This is a genomic window from uncultured Pseudoflavonifractor sp. (assembly GCF_944387275.1).
Classification (GTDB): Bacteria; Bacillota; Clostridia; order Oscillospirales; family Oscillospiraceae; genus Pseudoflavonifractor; species Pseudoflavonifractor intestinihominis.
On record NZ_CALXEG010000002.1, the window covers coordinates 52,797 to 70,651 of the forward strand.

A 17,855-nucleotide genomic window follows, 5' to 3' on the forward strand; every position below is an offset into this window, starting at 1 on the left:
GCAGCCAAAGCGGTTGCTCTGGTCCTCAGCCTGGCGATGATCTTCGGCATGGCGCCCATGGTCAACGCTTCGGCTGGAGATTCAGCTGCTGCTTCGGCCAGCACGACCACGGAAAGTACTTTTGACCGTATCGTCCACCTGGACATGGGCCGGAAGTACTTCAGCCCCGAGTGGATCAAGGCACTCATCAACGAGATTTCTGCTCTGGGATATACGGAACTGGAGCTGGACTTCTCTAATAATGAGGGCTTCCGGTTCTCTCTGCCTGAAGATCAGATGCAGATCGAAGTGGGCGGCTATGAGACCGTCCTGATGGAAGTGGAAGCCGAGGAGACGCAGTCTTCTGAGACGGACGCGGCTGCGGCTGGCGACACTGGTGTGACGGAATCCGCTCTGCCTCAGGCTTCTGACGCCGCCCAGCCCGAAGAGGGCACTGGCGAGGCGGATGCTGCCCAGACTTCCGAGCCCGCCGGGAGCAGCGAGGCGGAGCCTAAGCCCCAGTACAAGGAAGTTCAGGTCTATAACAGCAAGACCGTGGATCTTACCAAGGCTCTGAGCCAGGATGGATATATCACCGCAGATGAAATGGCGGAGATCATTGACTATGCCCAGAGTAAGAATATTGAGATCGTCCCGCTGCTGAACAGCCCCGGTCACATGGGCGCTATTTTGAGTGTGTATTCGCAGTACCAGTGGATGGATAATCTGGGCAGAACCAGCGAGAGCACCATCAATCTTGAAAACGACGAGGCGGTGCGCTTTGCTGAGGGTGTGGTGAGAGCTTACGCCGAGTGGTTTGCAAAGCAGGGCTGCAAGACCTTCAACATCGGCGCCGATGAGTTTGCCAATGATCTCGGTACGGAATATAGTCCTGTCATGGGACTGAACTATATTTATTACAATCAACGAGAGGTTTATAGCAAGCTGATCGAGTACATCAACGATCTGGCGGTTATTGTAGAAAAAGCTGGCATGACCCCCCGGGCCTTCAACGACAGCTTCTGCTATAACAATGATACTGCCTACGCGCCCAGCACTGATATCCAGGTCTGTTACTGGTCCTCTGGGTGGGGTTACGCCTATGATTTGGCAGAGGCATCTACGTTGGAGGTGAAGGGATATCAGCTCATCAACACCCACGGCGATTATTATTACGTCCTGGGGAAAGAAGACAGTTGGGACAGCAGCGATACATACCGATATGATTTTGATAACAACACATTTGCTGGAGGGAGCAATATCTCCGATCCGGTGGGCTCCATGTTCTGCATCTGGAGCGATTATCCCAATGATGAGACTGAGCAGAAGGTAGCAGAGAAGGTTCGTGTGCCTCTGCGCATTATGGCGGCCCGTATGCAGGACCAGAAAGTGAGCGCGGGCACCGTGGATACCGCTGTGATTCCCGGCGGCTTTAACGCCGATGGTACCATCAACACCGATGTGCCCAGCACTGAGGTGAAGGATGAGGCCACCGGCGTGGCGGTCACGGCGCCCGGCCTGACCGGCATTGCGGTGGAGAAGGCGGAAGTTCCCGCTCTGGCGGAAGTCCCCTATGTGGCCTATAATGTCACCCTCAACGGCGGCGGATACACAGGCTCTGCGGAGGTCACCATCCCCCTGGCGGGCACTGGGCTGGAGAATGCGGAGGCCCTGATGGGCTTTGTGCTGGAGCAGGATGGTTCCGTGACCCCGGTTGAAGGCCAGCGCAGCGGCGCGGACTTTACCTTTACCGCCCCCCATTTCTCCACCGTGGGCGTCTACGACGCCTCTGCGCTGGCGGCCTCCTCTGTCGCCGGGGACTATGAGCAGTTCACCGGTACGATGGAGGAAGGGCGGTACCTGATTGTCCGTCAGTATACAGAACGTTCTTGGGGTAGCTCTACTACCCATTACTACGCGATGACCGCCGATGGCGGCTCTTGGGAGGTCTATCCTAATGAGGACGGTATGATTCCTCTGGATGAGCAGAATGAGGGGCTTCTGTGGACCTTCGCCGGCGACAATTCCAGCGGCTTTGCCATCACCAACGGGAGCAGCACCCTCGGTATTACAGGTAGCTTTGGCTTGCGCTGGAATTTCTCTCTGAATGCTGTCGGCGATGGTGTCGACCGCTTCTACGTCAGCTTCTACGATAACGCGTGGAATATTCACGGTACGGAAAAACTGGAATATGAGGGATGGTTCGATACTCATACTACGGACGTCTATCTGGACACCTCCGGTAACAGTTTCGGCGCGGGAAATACCTCTGGTAACAGCCAGGTCTATCTCTACAAGCTGGCTGAGCCCACCTACCCTGTGACCATCATCTGCGAGACAGAGGACGGTATACAGATTGGAGAGCCTTCCACTGAGTACTATCCCGCGGGCTCTGCCACCATCGGGGCTCCCTCTGTTGAGGGCTATGACGTGGTTCCCCCTTCTGAGCAGACCATCACTGTAACGCCCTCCGGCCCGAATACCGTGACCTTTACATACAAGCAGTCCGAGAATCCGCCGTCCAATGCTCTGCGTGGCAACAGCCTCGAGGTTGAGTGGTGGATTACCAACAGCATGGTGCGCGAGGAGGCTAACGATGGGGCGAATAGCTCCACCACCATCTCCAGCTCCGCAGCCGGCGGCAACGACGGCGTGGCGCTGACGGAAGTCTCTCCCGAGACGGCCTACTCCAACTACGACGGCTGGGTGGAGCTGCATTACTGGCAGAGCATGCGTCTCGACCGCAATAATCACCAGACCGGCGACGGCGGCGACGATGAGACCGCCGACGGCACCGTCATCACCCGGGTGCGCTATCACAACGGCGCCTGGCAGTACATGGACGAGAACGGCCTCTGGAACTGGTTTGTCAGTGGCGACCAGGTGGTCACCTACTACATGCGGCACACGGATATCACCAAAGAGATTACCACCGCTATGAAGGACTGGGGCTATGATCCCAATACTCCCGGGGGTACTCCGGATACTTCGGATGATGGCCATGGGGGCAGGACAGGCCAGGTGGCCCTGTCGGTGGCTGTGGTCTATCCCGACGGCAGCCTCAGCCCCGCAGAGGGGGACATCTACCTCAATTCCACCACCATTTTCAACTACTGGGCGGGCCGGGACATCGGCATCATCGCCCCCCTCAATAACTCGGAGTATACCGTCACCCGTATCACGGTTGTCGACGGCGAGCGCGATGACCGAGGATGGGGGGGATATCGAAACGAGAACGTATGGTATGACGACGACACCATCACCTGGAATAAAGAGAATGGCCGGTTTGTCGAGAGAGAGGTCTGGAGCGAGGACATGGGCGGCGCGCCCATGGTGAACGGCAAAGTCAGCAACATCACCTGGCCCGCCAAGAGCACTGCCAAGCTGGTTCTCATCTACCTGGAGCCTGTGAAGCGAGAGAGCAACCTGAAGGTGGAGTATCGAGTGGACGACGCGTCCAAGACTCTGCTCTATGGCTTCGATGTTGTGGTCTCCGAGACCGCTGAGGAGCCTGTGACCTTCCTCAACAGCCTGGTGAACGGTTCTGATGAGCTCCCTCATGATCCCGGCAAGATTGAACTGCGTGACGATGCCTACATTGTCAACAGCTCTAACGTCCACCAGACCTTCAACAAGAATTTGGCCACCATTCCCGACCTAAACCTGCCGGCACGATATAATTATGTCCGCGCGGAGATTTCTGAGGATGGTAAGACGCTGACTCTCTACTATAACCGTCTGGCTTCTCAGTATCAGTTCGTGGTGGACTACGGCCTGCCGGTGGAAATTGATTTTGCGGCGCTGAGCATCGAGACGAATGGCCTTCAGTCGGTCAGCGGCGGCACTGCTGATATGAGTGTGGCGGCCGACCTGGCCAGTCAAACGCTGACTGTGACGCCCAAGGGTATTTTGAACGACACAGCCACTGTCCCCCTGACCCTGACATATAAGGACACGTCGGGCGGTACCAACACCCAGGAGGTCACTGTGGACTTCATTCCCGCCTCCACGGTGTACTATGAGGATACCTTCGGAGCCATTGAGTATGGCAAGGGCTGGGAGACTGTTGGTACCACCATTACCGGTCGCACTCAGACCACCAGCGCGCTGGGTGATAAGGCTGTCTACGGATATGATGCTGCTTATGCCACGGATACTACTTACAGCGGCGGCAGCGCCCACAAGGTTACGCTGAAAAGCGGCGAAACCGCTACGGCTTCCTTCAGCTTCCACGGCACCGGCTTCCAGTTGGTCAGCATGACCGACGCCACCTCCGGCTGCATCACGGTCCACGTGGAGGGCGGAGAGATTAATAACTACTACTTTGTGGACTGCTACTATGCGAACGGCGGCGCGCTCTACCAGGTGCCTGTCCTGAAAGTAGATGACCTTGCGCTGGGCAACTATACCGTTACGGTTACAGCGGGGCACCTGAGCAGCTCTGACTGGAATGGGGACAAGGAGTCTACCTTTGTCCTGGACGGCGTCCGTATCTACAAGCCCATCGGCGATTATCCCAATTACACTCAGGATAACGAGGGTAATGTGACCTACAGCGAGATCCGCAACATCCTTCTGTATGACGGAGCGTGGGATCAGAGCAACAGCGTTTATGTAGATACGCTTGGTGCGTCTACAAACAGCGCTGCTGACTACGCCAACGTGGGTCCCAACAACGAGGTCTATCTGAAGGCCGGCGATCAGATCACCTTTACCGTGCCTGAGGGCGGCTCCATCGTCCAGATCGGCGCCAAGCTGGTGTCCGGCGACAGCATGACCTTCACTGTGAATGGCAAGGAGCCGTACAAGATTACCTCCGCAGCGGAGATGTATTACCTGCTGGATGGCGTACAGCCTAACGAAAAGATTACCATTACCGCCTCGGGCGATGGAATCCTGTCCCTGACCAACCTCAAGCTTGTAAGCGGTTCTTAAGAAAGGGGTGTGCAGTATGAAAAAGAGATATTGTAAACCCGAGATCGGCTTTGAGAGCTTCGAGCTGTGCAGCGACATCGCCAAGGGCTGCTACTTCCATGTGACGTCCCAGGATTACGGCTGTACGATTACGAGTCCCGGTATTCCCACGCTCTTCTGGTATGGTACATGCAATGATCTTGCTCAGGGCCTGGCTACATTGCAGAAGCATGATAAGCCCTGCTACCACGGCCCCAGCGGCAAGACCATCCTCTTCACATCGTAATACCACGCAAAAAGCCCTGCCCCGATGGGGCGGGGCTTTTTTGCAGAAAAGGAGGCAGGCCTGTTGTACCGGCAGGATTATCAATTCGGCGGCGTGCGTTTTGCCCTGACAGCAGAGGTGTCCATCCGGACGGATACGCTTTTGGAGCGGTTCCGTGTTCCGGGTGGAAAACCAGACCATCAGATTCAATGCCGATTTGCAGAACAGTTGCCGACTCCTCCGAGCCACTCGCCGCTTGATACGCCGGAGGAAAAAATGTGGAGGGAGGACGGCGTACTCTGCGGCTTTCATAATTACAAGATCAGCCACAGGGATCCCCTGCGGCCCGCTTGCTGGTGGCGGAGGCAGGGCGATGTGACGGAAATGCTGTGGTCGGAAGCCTTCCGAGACATGCTGTACGCGCGGAACGTACTGATGTCGGCCGATCTGTTCGGAATCCTGCTGGAATATGGTGGACTCGTCCTCCATGCCGCATATGTTGCTTATCAGGGCCAGGGGATTTTGTTCTCTGGGCCCAGTGGAATGGGAAAGTCTACCCAGGCCGCTCTCTGGGAGAAATATAGGGGGGCTGAGGTCATAAATGGCGACCGAACCCTGATCCGGCGCGGCCCGGACGGAGCCTTTTGGGCCTATGGTGTCTGCTACAGCGGTACATCCGGTATCTGCAAAAATGTAGGTACCCCTCTGAAAGCGCTGGTATTGCTGGCCCAGGGGCCGGAGAATACGGTGGAACCGCTGGGAGGATTGACTGCGTTTCGCGCGCTGCTCCCCAGGGTTTCCTATCGGACCTGGGATACAGAGGAAATTAAAAATGCCACCCAAATCCTTTCGGCGCTTTTGACCGAACAGCCTGTATTTTATCTGACCTGTCGGCCGGATGAGGGTGCAGTCAAAAGTTTGGAGAAATATCTATGGGACAGATAATGGAACGGGATGTGGAACCACTGTGGTCCACATATATCCACCAGAAGGGAAGTATGCTGGGCCTGCCCGTCAGCGGCAGCTTTGAGCTGACACCCCGCTGCAATTTCAGCTGCAAGATGTGCTATGTGCACCAGACGCCGGAGCAGATCGCCGCCTCCGGCCGACGGGAGCTCACCGCCGATCAGTGGCTGGATATCGCCCGGCAGGCAAAGGACGCCGGTATGGTCTTTCTGCTCCTCACCGGCGGAGAACCGCTGGTATTCCCGGAGTTTCCACGGCTGCTCCACGAGCTGAAGCAGTTGGGCCTGCTGGTGTCAATCAACTCCAATGGCTCCCTGATCCGCGGGGAGGTGCTGGAGATGCTGAAAAAGGACCCGCCGCTCCGATTCAACATCACCCTCTACGGCGGCAGCGACGCCACCTATGAGCGGCTGTGCGGCCGGCCCATGTTCCACCAGGTGGTGGAGAACATCCGGGCCCTGAAGGAGGCGGGTATCCCCGTGCGGCTAAACGCCTCCATCACCCCGGACAACAAGGACGACGTGGCGGATATCTTCCGCATCGGCAGAGAGCTGGGGGTCTACATCAAGTCCACCACCTATATGTTCCCGCCGGTTCGTATCAACGGCGGCGCGGCCGGCCAGGCGGACCACCGCTTTTCGGCGGCCGACGCGGCCAAATACGAGCTGCTCTGTCGGGAGCAGACCATGACAGAGGAGCAGCTCCGCGAGGCGGTGAAGAACGGCGGTCTGCCGCCGGACGGCGAAGAGTGCACCGGTGGCGCCGAGGGCGAGCCCCTCTTCTGCCGGGCGGGCCGCAGCTCCTTCTGGATGACCTGGGACGGTCGTCTGCTCCCCTGCGGTATGATGGCGGACCAGGGCGTGTCCGTGCCGGAGCAGGGCTTTGCCGCAGCCTGGGGGGCGGCCAGACAGATGGCGGCAGCCATTCGCCTGCCCAAGGAGTGCACGGGCTGCCCTATGCAGCAGCAGTGCGCTTCCTGTGCTGCCTCCTGCGCAGCGGAGACCGGCCGGTGGGACTGTAAGCCGGAGTATCTCTGTGAGATGACCAGAAACCTGATTCACCTGACATGGGAAAAATACGGAAAGTGAGAACGCACAATGGAAGTGAAGAAACAGTTGGTCCTGCGGGAGATCGCAGGGGACTATGCTCTGATTCCAGTAGGTGATACTGTAATCAAAAATAACGGTTTGTTTTCCTTGAGCGAGACTGGAGCCCGCATCTGGGAGCTTCTGCCCCAGGCTGAGGGTACGGAGCAGCTGGTGGACACGCTGCTGGAGGAGTACGACGTGGACCGGGAGACGCTGGAGCAGGATGTAACGGAATTCCTGAATCAGCTCCGACAGATGGAGATCCTCTAAGTGAGGAGACGGCGGCGGTGGCTGTTGTTAGCGGCGGCGGCCCTCCTGCTCCTGGCGGCCTGGGTGGTCTGGGGAGTGTGGCGCTCGGCCCACCGGCCGGTGGCCCGGACCTGGCAGGTGGAGGCGGGGCTGCCCGTGCGGCTGGCGGTGCTGTCGGATCTGCACGGCTGCGTGTTCGGGGAACACAACGGCGAGCTGGCTGCCCTGGTGGCGGAACAGGAGCCGGATCTGATCCTGCTGGACGGGGATATGCTCAACGGCGACGCGCCGGGGCCGGAGGATCTGCTGGACCTGCTGGGGCAGCTGGTGGAGATCGCGCCGGTCTACTACGCCTGGGGCAACCATGAGCGGGAGTACATCTCCTGTAACACCTCCGACCTGCGGGCCCAGATCGAGGCCCTGGGGGCGGTGGTGCTGGAGCTGGACTATGTGGACCTGACGGTCAACGGCGCACAGCTGCGGCTGGGCGGCATGTACGACTACGCCTTCGCCCTGGACGACAAGAACTCCTGCGATCCGGCGCGGATGAAGCCGGAGGTGTGGCAGTTCCTGACGGATTTCCAGGACACGGACCGGTATAAGGTGATGCTGTCCCACCGGCCGGACAGCTTTGTGTTCGGGGAGGCATCCGTAACCTGGAATGTGGATCTGGTGGTCAGCGGCCACCTCCACGGGGGACAGGTGGTGCTGCCCCTGCTGGGGGGCGTGTTCGGCGGGGACCAGGGCCTGTTTCCGAAGTATGTACACGGCATCTATGAGAAAGACAAGCTTGTCCTGGCGGTCACCAGCGGCCTGGGCAGTCAACCGGAGCGGCTGCCCCGGTTCAACAACCCGCCGGAGGTCATGGTGCTGGATCTGTCGGCCTGAGAGGAGAGACCGCCTGTGGAGAAACATGAGCAGCAGCTTTTACAGTGCCTCCGGTCGGCCCTGTTCCGGCAGGAGGCCGCCCAGTGGCCCGGAGATGAGGAAGAGCTTAACAGGCTCCTGACGCTGGCGGAGGAGCAGCACGTCCTCCCCCTGGTGCTGGACCGGCTCATCCCCGCCGCCAGGACTGCCGGCGCGGAGGCGGACGCTCTGCGCCCCCTGCGGCAGATGCTGCTCCAGAGCGCTGTGGGGCAGACCCGGCGCACCCGGAAGCTGGAGGCGCTCTATGGCGCGCTGGAGGCAGAGGGCCTGCGGCCCCTTCTAGTCAAGGGTCTGGCCTGCCGCCTGCTCTACCCCAATCCGGACCTGCGCCCCTCCTCCGACGAGGACCTGCTGGCCCGGGAGGAAGAGATGAAAGATATCCACCGGGTGTTTACCCGCATGGGGATGGAGCAGGAGGGGGACGGCCGGCTGGGCGAGGCCCAGGTGGTGACCTATTGGGACAGGGAGAGCGGCCTGCGCATAGAGCTCCACCGGAAGCTGTTCCCCGAGGACGCCCGGGCCTACGGCGGCATGAACCGCTGCTTTGAGCAGTCCTTTGACCGGGGCATACGCCTGGAGGGGGCAAATGGCCCGGTGTGGACCATGGGGCCGGATGACCACCTGCTCTATCTCATCTGCCACAGCTTCAAGCACTTTCTCCACTCGGGCTTTGGCGTCCGGCAGGTGTGCGACATCTGCCTGGCGGCAGCTGCCTGGGGAGAGCGCATCGACTGGGACGGCTTTTTCGCCGCCCTGGAGCCCTTCCGGGCGGACTGCTTTGCCCGGAACCTGTTTGCCATCGGCGCGGAGTACCTGGGCTTTGCCGGACGCTGGCCTTTGCCCATGGAGGCGGCCCTGGCCGCCCGGGGTGAGACCGACTGCGGCGCCCTGCTGGAGGATCTGCTCACCGCCGGCGTGTACGGCAGCAGCTCTGATGTGCGGCTCCACAGCAGCCGCATCACCCTCAACGCCGCAGCGGCGGAGGGGGAGCAGACGCTGGGCCGGTCGGTACTGCGGACGGTGTTTCCCTCCGCCCGAGAGCTAGAGGGGCGCTATCCTTATTTAAAGAAAAAGCCCTGGCTGCTGCCTGGGGCCTGGGTCCAGCGGCTGGCCCACTACGCCGGGGAGAACCTGGGCCGGACAGGCGCGGCCCGGGAGAGCGTGGCCATCGGCGAGCGCCGGGTGGCTTTACTGAAGAAATACGGGGTGATCCCATGAACAGCGGGCGGCGTCTGCTGCACGACGACCAGGTGGAGGAGCGGCTGGCGCCGCTGCTCCGGGCGGGGGCGGAGGTGCCCCTGGTGGTGACGGGAAACAGCATGGTCCCCTTCCTCCGGGACCGGCGGGACAAGGTGTACCTGAAATCCCCCGATCTTGTGCCCGTCCGGACGGGAGACATCCTGTTTTTCAAGCGGGACAGCGGCCAGTGGATCCTCCACCGGCTGCACCACTTCACGGCGGACGGTCTGCTGGTCATCAACGGCGACGGCCAGACCTGGTTTGAGACCATCCGCCCGGACCAGGTGCTGGGCGTGGTGGTGAAGATCAGCCGGAGCGGAAAGCCCCCCTTTCCCGCCCGGCGGTGGGACTGGGCGCTGCTGCGCCGGCTGTGGAAGCTGCTGCTGCCGGTGCGGCCGGCGCTGCTGCGGGTTCTGGGACGGATCGGCCGGCTGAGACCCGGGCGGCCGACGGGCCGGAGGGCCTGATGCGCCCCTCCGCAAAACGCCTGCAGCGCTGTCCCCACAGGGCTTTCCAGGCTGTCGGGCATAGTGGGAAAAGAGGCAATATTTTCCCGAATATATACCTGGTTTATTTGACTTCCAGGAAGAAATGAGATAAAATGGAACGAATAAAGCCAGATATAGGGGAGAAGAGAGATATGAACATGGCACGTATTCGCGGGTGGATTGTGCTGGCCATGGATGTGTTCACCATCTTTGCGTGCAATATCCTGATATTTCTGCCGGCCTATCTGAGGAATGACATCCGCCTGCTCAATCTGATCCTGCACATCGGGTTTCTGACCGCCTGTGTGCTGGTGTTCCAGGTGGTATTCAGGACCTATGAGAGCCTGTGGCGCTACGCGGAGAGCAGGGAGTACCTCTGCCTGCTCAGCGGGCTGACGGCGGGCTATGTGCTCTACGCCGTGCTGAATGTCCTGCTGGGGGCCCAGAGTGTGTGGATAGCCTCCGCCTTTTTCGGCACGGTGATCGCCCTGGTGGTCATGCTGGCCTACCGCTTTGCCTACCGCCTGTTCCGGTTCCGGAGGGCGGGCATGCAGAACAAGGGCCAGCGGCAGGTGGCCATCATCGGCACCGGCACCGCCGGCGTGTCCCTGCTCTACGAGCTGATGCACAACATCGGCGGGAATTACGCCCCTTACTGCCTGCTGGACGACGCCCCCGACAAGATCGGAAAGGTGGTCCAGGGCGTGCCGGTGAAAGGCCCCATCAATGACCTGTGCGCCATCCTGCAGGACACTCCGGTGACCGAGATCATCCTGGCCATCCCCACCCTGAAGGCCGAGCGGAAGGCGGAGATCCTGGAGCTGTGCTCCAAGACCAAGTGCCGCCTGCATATCCTGTCCGACCCCATCAAGCAGCTGGAGGGCAACGCGGGCTCCATCATGGCCTCCAACGTCCGCGAGGTGCAGATCGAGGACCTGCTGGGCCGGGACCCCATCCAGCTGGACAAGGCCAGCGTCCGGTCCTTCCTGGAGGGCAAGACGGTGCTGGTGACTGGCGGCGGCGGCTCCATCGGCTCGGAGCTGTGCCGTCAGATCGCGGAATGTGGGCCCAGACAGCTGATTGCGGTGGACATTTCGGAAAATTCGGTCTATGATTTGCAGCAGGAGCTGCTCCACCGATTCGGGGGCAAGCTGAACTTTGTGGTGGAGATCGCATCGGTGCGGGACCGGGAGAAGATGGACAAGCTGTTCCGCCTGTACCACCCCCAGGTGGTGTTCCACGCGGCGGCCCACAAGCACGTGCCCCTGATGGAGCAGTGCCCGGAAGAGGCCATCAAGAACAACGTGTTCGGCACCTACAACACCGCCCTGGCCGCCCGGAAGCACAAGGCGGAGGCCTTTGTGCTCATCTCCACCGACAAGGCGGTCAACCCCACCAACATCATGGGGGCCACCAAGTACCTGTGCGAGCAGGTGCTCCAGGGCCTGCGGGAGAACGCGGAGACCAAGTTCGCCGCCGTCCGGTTCGGCAACGTGCTGGGCTCCAACGGCTCGGTGATCCCCCTGTTCAAGAAGCAGATCGCCTACGGCGGCCCGGTGACCATCACGGACAAGCGGATCATCCGGTACTTCATGACGATTCCGGAGGCGGTGCAGCTGGTGCTGGAGGCTGGGTCCCTGGCCCAGAGCGGCGAGGTGTTCGTGCTGGACATGGGCAAGCCGGTGCGGATTCTGGATCTGGCGGAGAACCTGATCCGCCTGTCCGGTCTGACGCCCTACCAGGACATCCAGATCCAGGAGATCGGCCTGCGCCCCGGTGAGAAGCTCTACGAGGAGCTGCTGACCAAGTCGGCCAACCTGTCCCGGACGGAGAACGACAAAATCTTTGTGGAATTCAAGCCCGTCATCCCGGAGGCGGCGCTGGAGCGCCGTCTGGCAGAGCTGTCCGACGTGCTGGAGCACGGCAAGCGGGCGGATATCTTCCGGGCCCTCCACCATCTGGTGCCCACTTTCCACGACCCGGAGGAGGTCAACCAGGCGGCGCTGAGCCGTCTGGCCAGACAGTCCGGCGGGGAAGAAGGGGAGCAGGAGGCCGCCGAGACGGAGGAGCCCCTCCCTTTTGAGGCCCGGGCGCTGCAGCGCATCGGCTGACAACACACTTAGGAGAACTGACATGAAAAAAGCGGGAAAGATCGCACTGGCTGTTGTGGGCGTGGTTCTGGTGGCAGGGGCCATCACCGTGGCGGTGCAGTGGAACAACATCAAGGCTGTGGCCTACATGATGACCATGGACACCGACACCCTGGACACCAGGGCGGAGGAGAACCGCAAGACCCTGGAGAAGGCCATGGAGGACTACAAGATCCCCACCTATACCTTCTCCCAGGAGGAGATGGCCCAGCTGGCCAGCGGCGAGCTGAGCGAGGAGGACGCCGCCGCCCTGCTGCTGGGCGAGAGCGGAACAGACGGGGCGGAGACCGGCAGCGAGGCGGAGACGCCGGATGCCTCCCAGAGCGGAACGCCCAGCCAGAGTCCGTCTGCCAGCCAGAGCCAGAGCACGGCCCCCGGCGGGGACACCTCCACCCAGGAGGCCGAGGAGGAGCTGCGGCAGCTGGTGGCCACCATGTACGTGCTCCAGGCCACCTATGAGGGCAAGCTGGAGGCCATCGTGCAGGAGGCCATCGACGAGTACACCGCCGGGGAGCACACCTCGGAGAACCGAACCAAGATCGTGTACAGCAAATATGAGGCCCTCACCGCGCTGGAGAAGGAGTGCGACCAGAAGGTGGCGGATATCGTGTCCCGGATGCGGGAGCTGCTGAAGTCCACCGGCCAGAGCGAGAGCCTGGCCGACGAGGTTCAGAAGACCTATGAGGAGGAGAAGAGCCTGAAGAAGGCCTACTACATCCGGGCATTCCAGGAGGGCTGAGACAGGACAGGGGGGAAGGCGCATGGTGGATCTGCACTGTCATATTCTGCCCGGCGTGGACGACGGCGCGGACTCTCTGGAGGAGAGTCTGGCCATGGCCAGGCTGGCGGTGGACAGCGGCGTGCGTGCCATTGCGGCCACCCCCCACTGCGACCCGGAGAGCGGCTTTGACAACTACCGCTCCCGGGACCTGGCCCAGCGGTTCCTCCGGCTGGAACAGGCGGTCCAGAAGGCCAAGCTCCCCCTGCGCATCCACGCGGGGATGGAGGTCTTTGTGACCCCCTCCACCCCCCGCCTGCTGCGGGAGGGGCGGCTGCTGACCCTGGGGGGCAGCGGGTATCTACTGGCGGAGTTCGACTTCCAGTGCGCCCCCGCCTTTGCCGAGCGTATGCTCTCCGCCCTGGGGCAGGAGGGGGTGCGGCCGGTGGTGGCCCACCCGGAGCGGTACCGCTTTGTCCAGCGGGACCCGGAGCGGCTCTTCCGCTGGATGGAGGAGGGGTATGTGCTCCAGCTCAACAAGGGCAGCTTCTTCGGCCGGTTCGGCGAGGCCGCGGCCAGGACCGCCCACTGGTGCCTGCGGGAGGGCTGCGTCCACCTGATCGGCAGCGACGCCCACAGCCCCTACCAGCGGACCACCCGCCTGTCCGACATCCACGAGTACATCAGCGGCGCGGCCTCCCAGGAGCTGGCGGACCTGCTGCTGGAGGACAACCCCAGCCGTATCCTGGCCGACCAGCCGGTGGCGGCCCCGGAGCCTCTGTTCGACCGGTTCGGCGGATTCTGAGGCGGCAGCCTGCGCTTATTTTGATTCCGATCTGTATTTTTGAGATAAAAAATACAGATCGGAGTGAAAATTGCCCCGCTCAGGGCGGCAAAACACCAGTCATGATTTAGCGAGGAGATTCCATGAGAAAGCTTCATTTCATCATCGCCGCGCTCCTGCTTGTGAGCGCGGCGGGTTTTGTCTGGATGGAGGTGCGGCAGCGGAGCACCGCGGACCAGACGCTGCCCGTCATCGAGTGCCCGGATACTCCGCTGGTGATCCAGGTGGGGGAGAGCAGCGAGGACGTGCTGCTGGAGGGCGTGACCGCCTGGGACGAGAAGGACGGCGACCTGACCGGCCAGATCATGGTGGAGGGAATCGAGAAGAGCATCCAGGACAGCGAGACCACCGTGACCTACGCCGTGGTGGACAGCGATAACCATGTGACCAAGCTGACCCGCACCGTCCGCTACACCGACTACACGCCGCCCAGGTTCGGCCTGAGCGCGGAACTGCGCTATGAGCTGGGGGAGCCGGTGGTGATCCGGGACCGGGTGACCGCCTGGGACGTGATCGACGGGGACCTGTCCACTCAGGTGAAGGTCACCAGTACCGGCCTGGACGCCATGGCGGAGGGCCGCTATCCGGTCACCTTTGAGGTGACCAACAGCATGGGGGACACCAGCACCTGGACGGCGGAGATCCGCATCCAGAACCGGGCGGCCGGCGAGCCCTACCTGCTGCTGAAGCAGTACCTGGTCTATCTGAAGGCGGGGGACAGCTTCCAGCCCATGGACTATTTTGACGAGGTCATCGGCGGCGACGCGGCCAACGTGACGGTGGAGTCCAACGTGGACACCGGCACGCCGGGCAGCTATCAGGTGACCTATTCCTGCGTCGGGACCACCGGCGTGACGGGGACCACCGAGCTCTTTGTGGTGGTGGAGTAAAGCCGGAACGGAGGAGCCGAAGCAATGGAAGAAAAGGAAGCGTTCAGCTGGGGCGGCATTGAGCCGCTGTGCATGGTGCGGCGGGTGCTGCGCCAGCTCCCGGCCATCATCGCCGGCGGGCTCATCGGCGCGCTGTGCGCGTGGATGGCCATGACCGGCCTGTACCACCCGTCCTATACCGCCAGCACCACTCTGGCCGTGTCGGTCAAGAGCAGCAGCTACTCCTCGGTGCTGTCCAACCTGAGCATGTCCGCCGAGATCGCGGAGACCTTTACCACCCTCTTTGAGAGCAACGTGTTCGACAGCCTGGCCGCCGAGCTGATGGGGGAGGCCACCCTGCCCGGGGAGCTGTCGGCGGTGGTGATCCCGGAGACCAACCTGCTGGTGGTCACCGTGACGGCGGACCGGCCGGACACCGCTTTCCGCACTCTGAAGCTGGTGCTGGAGAACTACGACAGCGTGTCCGACCAGATGTTCCAGAACGTGATCCTCAAGCAGCTGGACAGCCCCAGGGTGCCCACCGCCCCCTCCAACCCCCTGAACCGGGGCCGGACGGTGAAGCTGACCGCCATAGGCGGCGCCGGCGCCGTGGCAGCCCTGGTGGTGCTGCTCACCCTGTGGGCGGATACGGTGCAGAACACCACGGGCCTGCGGCACAAGGTGGACGCCCGGGAGTTCGGCGTCATCTTCCATGAGAGCAAGAACAAGACCCTGCGGACCAAGCTCCGCCGGACCAACAAGGGGCTGCTCGTCACCATGCCGGTGGCCAGTTTCCGCTTTACCGAGACCATGTACAAGCTGGGCGTCAAGCTGGGCTATGCCGCCAAGAACAGCGGCTACCAGGTCATTCTGGTCACCAGCGTGGCGGAGAACGAGGGCAAGTCCACCGTGGCCGCCAACCTGGCCCTGACCCTGGCCCAGCAGGGGAAAAAAGTCCTCCTTCTGGACGCCGATATGCACAAGGCGGCCCAGTACAAGATCCTGAGCCACAACCCCCGGGTGGAGCTGGCCGACGTGCTGGCGGGCAAGGCGGAGTACGCCCCCGAGTACCTGGGGACCCACAAGCTGTATGTGCTGCTGTCCAAGCAGGGGAGCAGGCAGGCGGCGGAGCAGATCGCCTCGGAGCGCATGGGACAGCTGCTGAAAAAGGCCAGGGCGGAGATGGACTTTGTCATCATCGACTCCCCGCCCATCGCCCTGTTCTCCGACGTGGAGTACCTGGCCGACCAGGCGGACGCCTCGCTGCTGGTGGTGCGGCAGGACTTCGTGCCCGCCGCCCGCATCAATGACGCCGCGGACCTGCTGCGGGGCTGCAAGAGCGAGCTGCTGGGGTGCATCCTGAACGACGTGCGCACCACCCCCTTCTTCAGCGAGTCCAGGCGGTACGGCTACGGGTACGGATATGGCTATGGGTACGGCTACGGGGGCTATGGCGGCTATGGCGGCTACGGCCACCGCCGGCACAGCCGGACCGGAGACGAGGAAAACCGGGAGACGGAGAACGGCAATGGATGAACAGAAGACAAAACAGCATATGGAAGAGCCCGAGCCCATTGATCTGACCGCCCTGCTGTGGGAGTTTCTGCGGATCTTCACCCGCATGTTCTGGGTGCCGCTGGTGCTGGCGGTGCTGGCGGGCGGGCTGCTCTGGCTGCGCAGCTGGCGCAGCTATACGCCCATGTACCGCTCGGAGGCCACCTTCACCGTCCAGCTGCTGAGCAACCAGTATGACATCACCGGCGTGGACAGCTACTACGACAAGGCCGCCGCCGAGCAGCTGGCCAACACCTTCCCCTATCTGCTCTCCTCCGACCTGATGCAGCAGCTCCTCCAGCGGGAGCTGGGGGTGACCTGGCTCAACGGCAGCATCACGGCCCAGTCCGTGGAAAACACCAACCTGTTCTCGGTGCAGGTGACCAGCACCAGCGCCCAGGACGCCTGCGATATCCTCAACGGAGTCATCGCGGTCTATCCCCAGGTGGCCAATTACGTGGTGGGCAGCACGGAGCTGACCGTGCTGGTGCCGCCTGCAGTGGCCAGCCAGCCCTATAACGCCTTCCAGCCCACCCGCACCATCATCAAGGGCGCGGTGCTGGGCTTTGGCGTGGGCGTGGTGTTCCTGCTGGTCCTGGCCATGGCCAGCAAGACCATCCGCACCCGTGAGGACATGAAGAAATGGATGAACGTGCCCTGTCTGGGCACCCTGCCCACCGTGTCCTTCAAGCGGCGCACCGGCAAGACCGGGGGCGCGGTGTCCATCCTGAACGAGAGGACGGGCAGCGGCTTCCAGGAGGGCATCCGCAGCCTGCGCATCCGGTTCCTGCGGGAGGCGGAGCGGCAGGGGAGCAAGGTGTTCCTGGTGTCCAGCACCGTGCCCGGCGAGGGCAAGACCACCGTGGCGGTCAATCTGGCCCTGACCCTGGGGCAGAACGGCGCCCGTGTCATTCTGGTGGACATGGACCTGCGCAAGCCCAGCGTCAAGAAGGCCCTGGGGTTGACCGCGCCCTCCAAGGGCATGGCGGAGCTGCTCCAGAGCCGGGAGAGCAATCCGGTGGAGGCGCTGGTGGACCTGAAGGGCACCCGGGTGCGGGTGCTGGCCGGGGACAAGGCGGTGGAGAATCCCCGGCGGCAGCTGGAGTCCCGCAAGCTGTCCGGGCTGATAAAGGCCCTGCGGGAAGAGGCCGACTACGTGGTCATCGACACGCCGCCCAACGGCCTGCTGGGCGACAGCACCGCCATGGCCACTCTGGCCGACGGAATTCTATATGTGGTGCGTGCGGGCAAAGCCCAGGTGCCCCACATTATGGACAGCATTCAGCTGCTCTCCAGCAGCCGGACGCCCCTGATGGGCTGCGTGCTCAACGGCGTGAAGGAGAGCGGCGGCGGCTACGGGTACGGCTATGGATATGGCTACCGCAGCTATGAGCGGCACAGCCGCAAGAGCGGCCGGGACGGCCAGCTGGAAGAAGAGAGAAAATAAACAAAATTTCCCTTGGAGCGCAAGCCGCTCCAAGGGAAATTTTTATTTCGAATGTTTCTCGGCTTTCCAGTTTCTATTAACTTATGTTATTGATTTAAATTTAGAAAAAGTATAAAATACAGGAAATTATGTCCTGCGGAACAGCTCACGCCGCAGGA

At 61.9% G+C, this 17,855-nt stretch carries 14 protein-coding genes; all 14 read left to right on the plus strand.

All coding sequences use genetic code 11. The features are described from left to right. The first annotated feature begins 144 nt into the window (after window positions 1–144). The gene (locus Q0K23_RS00975; RefSeq protein ID WP_367179027.1) at window positions 145–4,914 is read left to right on the plus strand and encodes a family 20 glycosylhydrolase; all 4,770 of its coding nucleotides are present in this window, start codon (window positions 145–147) and stop codon (window positions 4,912–4,914) included. Between the two features lie 16 nt (window positions 4,915–4,930). Beyond that, window positions 4,931–5,179, plus strand: coding sequence for a hypothetical protein (locus Q0K23_RS00980; protein WP_294516769.1), 249 nt, complete (start codon window positions 4,931–4,933; stop codon window positions 5,177–5,179). A 63-nt stretch (window positions 5,180–5,242) separates the two neighbouring features. Further along, window positions 5,243–6,103: a hypothetical protein gene (locus Q0K23_RS00985; RefSeq protein ID WP_294516771.1), complete on the plus strand. Its 861-nt coding sequence runs from the start codon at window positions 5,243–5,245 to the stop codon at window positions 6,101–6,103. Next, window positions 6,091–7,212 carry a radical SAM protein gene (locus tag Q0K23_RS00990; RefSeq protein ID WP_294516772.1) on the plus strand — a complete coding sequence of 374 codons (1,122 nt, stop codon included), beginning with the start codon at window positions 6,091–6,093 and terminating at the stop codon, window positions 7,210–7,212. Before Q0K23_RS00985 ends, Q0K23_RS00990 begins: the two co-directional genes overlap by 13 nt. Window positions 7,213–7,221: 9 nt before the next feature. Continuing rightward, window positions 7,222–7,482: a PqqD family protein gene (locus Q0K23_RS00995; protein WP_294516775.1), complete on the plus strand. Its 261-nt coding sequence runs from the start codon at window positions 7,222–7,224 to the stop codon at window positions 7,480–7,482. Then, window positions 7,483–8,349, plus strand: a complete 867-nt coding sequence (locus Q0K23_RS01000) for a metallophosphoesterase (RefSeq protein WP_294516777.1) — start codon at window positions 7,483–7,485, stop codon at window positions 8,347–8,349. Between the two features lie 15 nt (window positions 8,350–8,364). Beyond that, on the plus strand, window positions 8,365–9,606 hold the full coding sequence (locus Q0K23_RS01005) for a nucleotidyltransferase family protein (protein ID WP_294516779.1): 1,242 nt from the start codon (window positions 8,365–8,367) through the stop codon (window positions 9,604–9,606). Beyond that, complete coding sequence (locus tag Q0K23_RS01010) at window positions 9,603–10,094, plus strand: S24/S26 family peptidase (RefSeq protein WP_294516781.1); 492 nt, start codon at window positions 9,603–9,605, stop codon at window positions 10,092–10,094. The genes Q0K23_RS01005 and Q0K23_RS01010 overlap by 4 nt, the downstream gene beginning before the upstream one ends. 179 nt (window positions 10,095–10,273) lie before the next feature. Further along, window positions 10,274–12,226, plus strand: coding sequence for a nucleoside-diphosphate sugar epimerase/dehydratase (locus tag Q0K23_RS01015; RefSeq protein ID WP_294516783.1), 1,953 nt, complete (start codon window positions 10,274–10,276; stop codon window positions 12,224–12,226). Window positions 12,227–12,248: 22 nt separating this feature from the next. Beyond that, on the plus strand, window positions 12,249–13,004 hold the full coding sequence (locus tag Q0K23_RS01020; protein ID WP_294516785.1) for a hypothetical protein: 756 nt from the start codon (window positions 12,249–12,251) through the stop codon (window positions 13,002–13,004). 22 nt (window positions 13,005–13,026) lie between these two features. Then, the gene (locus tag Q0K23_RS01025; protein WP_294516788.1) at window positions 13,027–13,788 is read left to right on the plus strand and encodes a tyrosine-protein phosphatase; all 762 of its coding nucleotides are present in this window, start codon (window positions 13,027–13,029) and stop codon (window positions 13,786–13,788) included. A 122-nt stretch (window positions 13,789–13,910) separates the two neighbouring features. Further along, complete coding sequence (locus Q0K23_RS01030) at window positions 13,911–14,717, plus strand: immunoglobulin-like domain-containing protein (RefSeq protein ID WP_294516790.1); 807 nt, start codon at window positions 13,911–13,913, stop codon at window positions 14,715–14,717. A gap of 24 nt (window positions 14,718–14,741) precedes the next feature. Next, the gene (locus Q0K23_RS01035) at window positions 14,742–16,232 is read left to right on the plus strand and encodes a CpsD/CapB family tyrosine-protein kinase (protein ID WP_294516792.1); all 1,491 of its coding nucleotides are present in this window, start codon (window positions 14,742–14,744) and stop codon (window positions 16,230–16,232) included. Continuing rightward, window positions 16,225–17,697: a polysaccharide biosynthesis tyrosine autokinase gene (locus tag Q0K23_RS01040; protein ID WP_294516794.1), complete on the plus strand. Its 1,473-nt coding sequence runs from the start codon at window positions 16,225–16,227 to the stop codon at window positions 17,695–17,697. The genes Q0K23_RS01035 and Q0K23_RS01040 overlap by 8 nt, the downstream gene beginning before the upstream one ends. Window positions 17,698–17,855 lie beyond the last annotated feature (158 nt).

What these genes read in the sequence shown, in the direction of transcription:
- Q0K23_RS01035 (WP_294516792.1), top strand. Translation starts at nt 14,742, where the DNA reads ATGGAAGAAAAGGAAGCGTTCAGCTGGGGCGGCATTGAGCCGCTGTGC.
- Q0K23_RS01020 (WP_294516785.1), top strand. Translation starts at nt 12,249, where the DNA reads ATGAAAAAAGCGGGAAAGATCGCACTGGCTGTTGTGGGCGTGGTTCTG.
- Q0K23_RS00980 (WP_294516769.1), top strand. Translation starts at nt 4,931, where the DNA reads ATGAAAAAGAGATATTGTAAACCCGAGATCGGCTTTGAGAGCTTCGAG.
- Q0K23_RS01030 (WP_294516790.1), top strand. Translation starts at nt 13,911, where the DNA reads ATGAGAAAGCTTCATTTCATCATCGCCGCGCTCCTGCTTGTGAGCGCG.
- Q0K23_RS01040 (WP_294516794.1), top strand. Translation starts at nt 16,225, where the DNA reads ATGGATGAACAGAAGACAAAACAGCATATGGAAGAGCCCGAGCCCATT.
- Q0K23_RS01010 (WP_294516781.1), top strand. Translation starts at nt 9,603, where the DNA reads ATGAACAGCGGGCGGCGTCTGCTGCACGACGACCAGGTGGAGGAGCGG.
- Q0K23_RS00990 (WP_294516772.1), top strand. Translation starts at nt 6,091, where the DNA reads ATGGGACAGATAATGGAACGGGATGTGGAACCACTGTGGTCCACATAT.
- Q0K23_RS01025 (WP_294516788.1), top strand. Translation starts at nt 13,027, where the DNA reads ATGGTGGATCTGCACTGTCATATTCTGCCCGGCGTGGACGACGGCGCG.
- Q0K23_RS00995 (WP_294516775.1), top strand. Translation starts at nt 7,222, where the DNA reads ATGGAAGTGAAGAAACAGTTGGTCCTGCGGGAGATCGCAGGGGACTAT.
- Q0K23_RS00975 (WP_367179027.1), top strand. Translation starts at nt 145, where the DNA reads ATGGGCCGGAAGTACTTCAGCCCCGAGTGGATCAAGGCACTCATCAAC.
- Q0K23_RS01015 (WP_294516783.1), top strand. Translation starts at nt 10,274, where the DNA reads ATGGCACGTATTCGCGGGTGGATTGTGCTGGCCATGGATGTGTTCACC.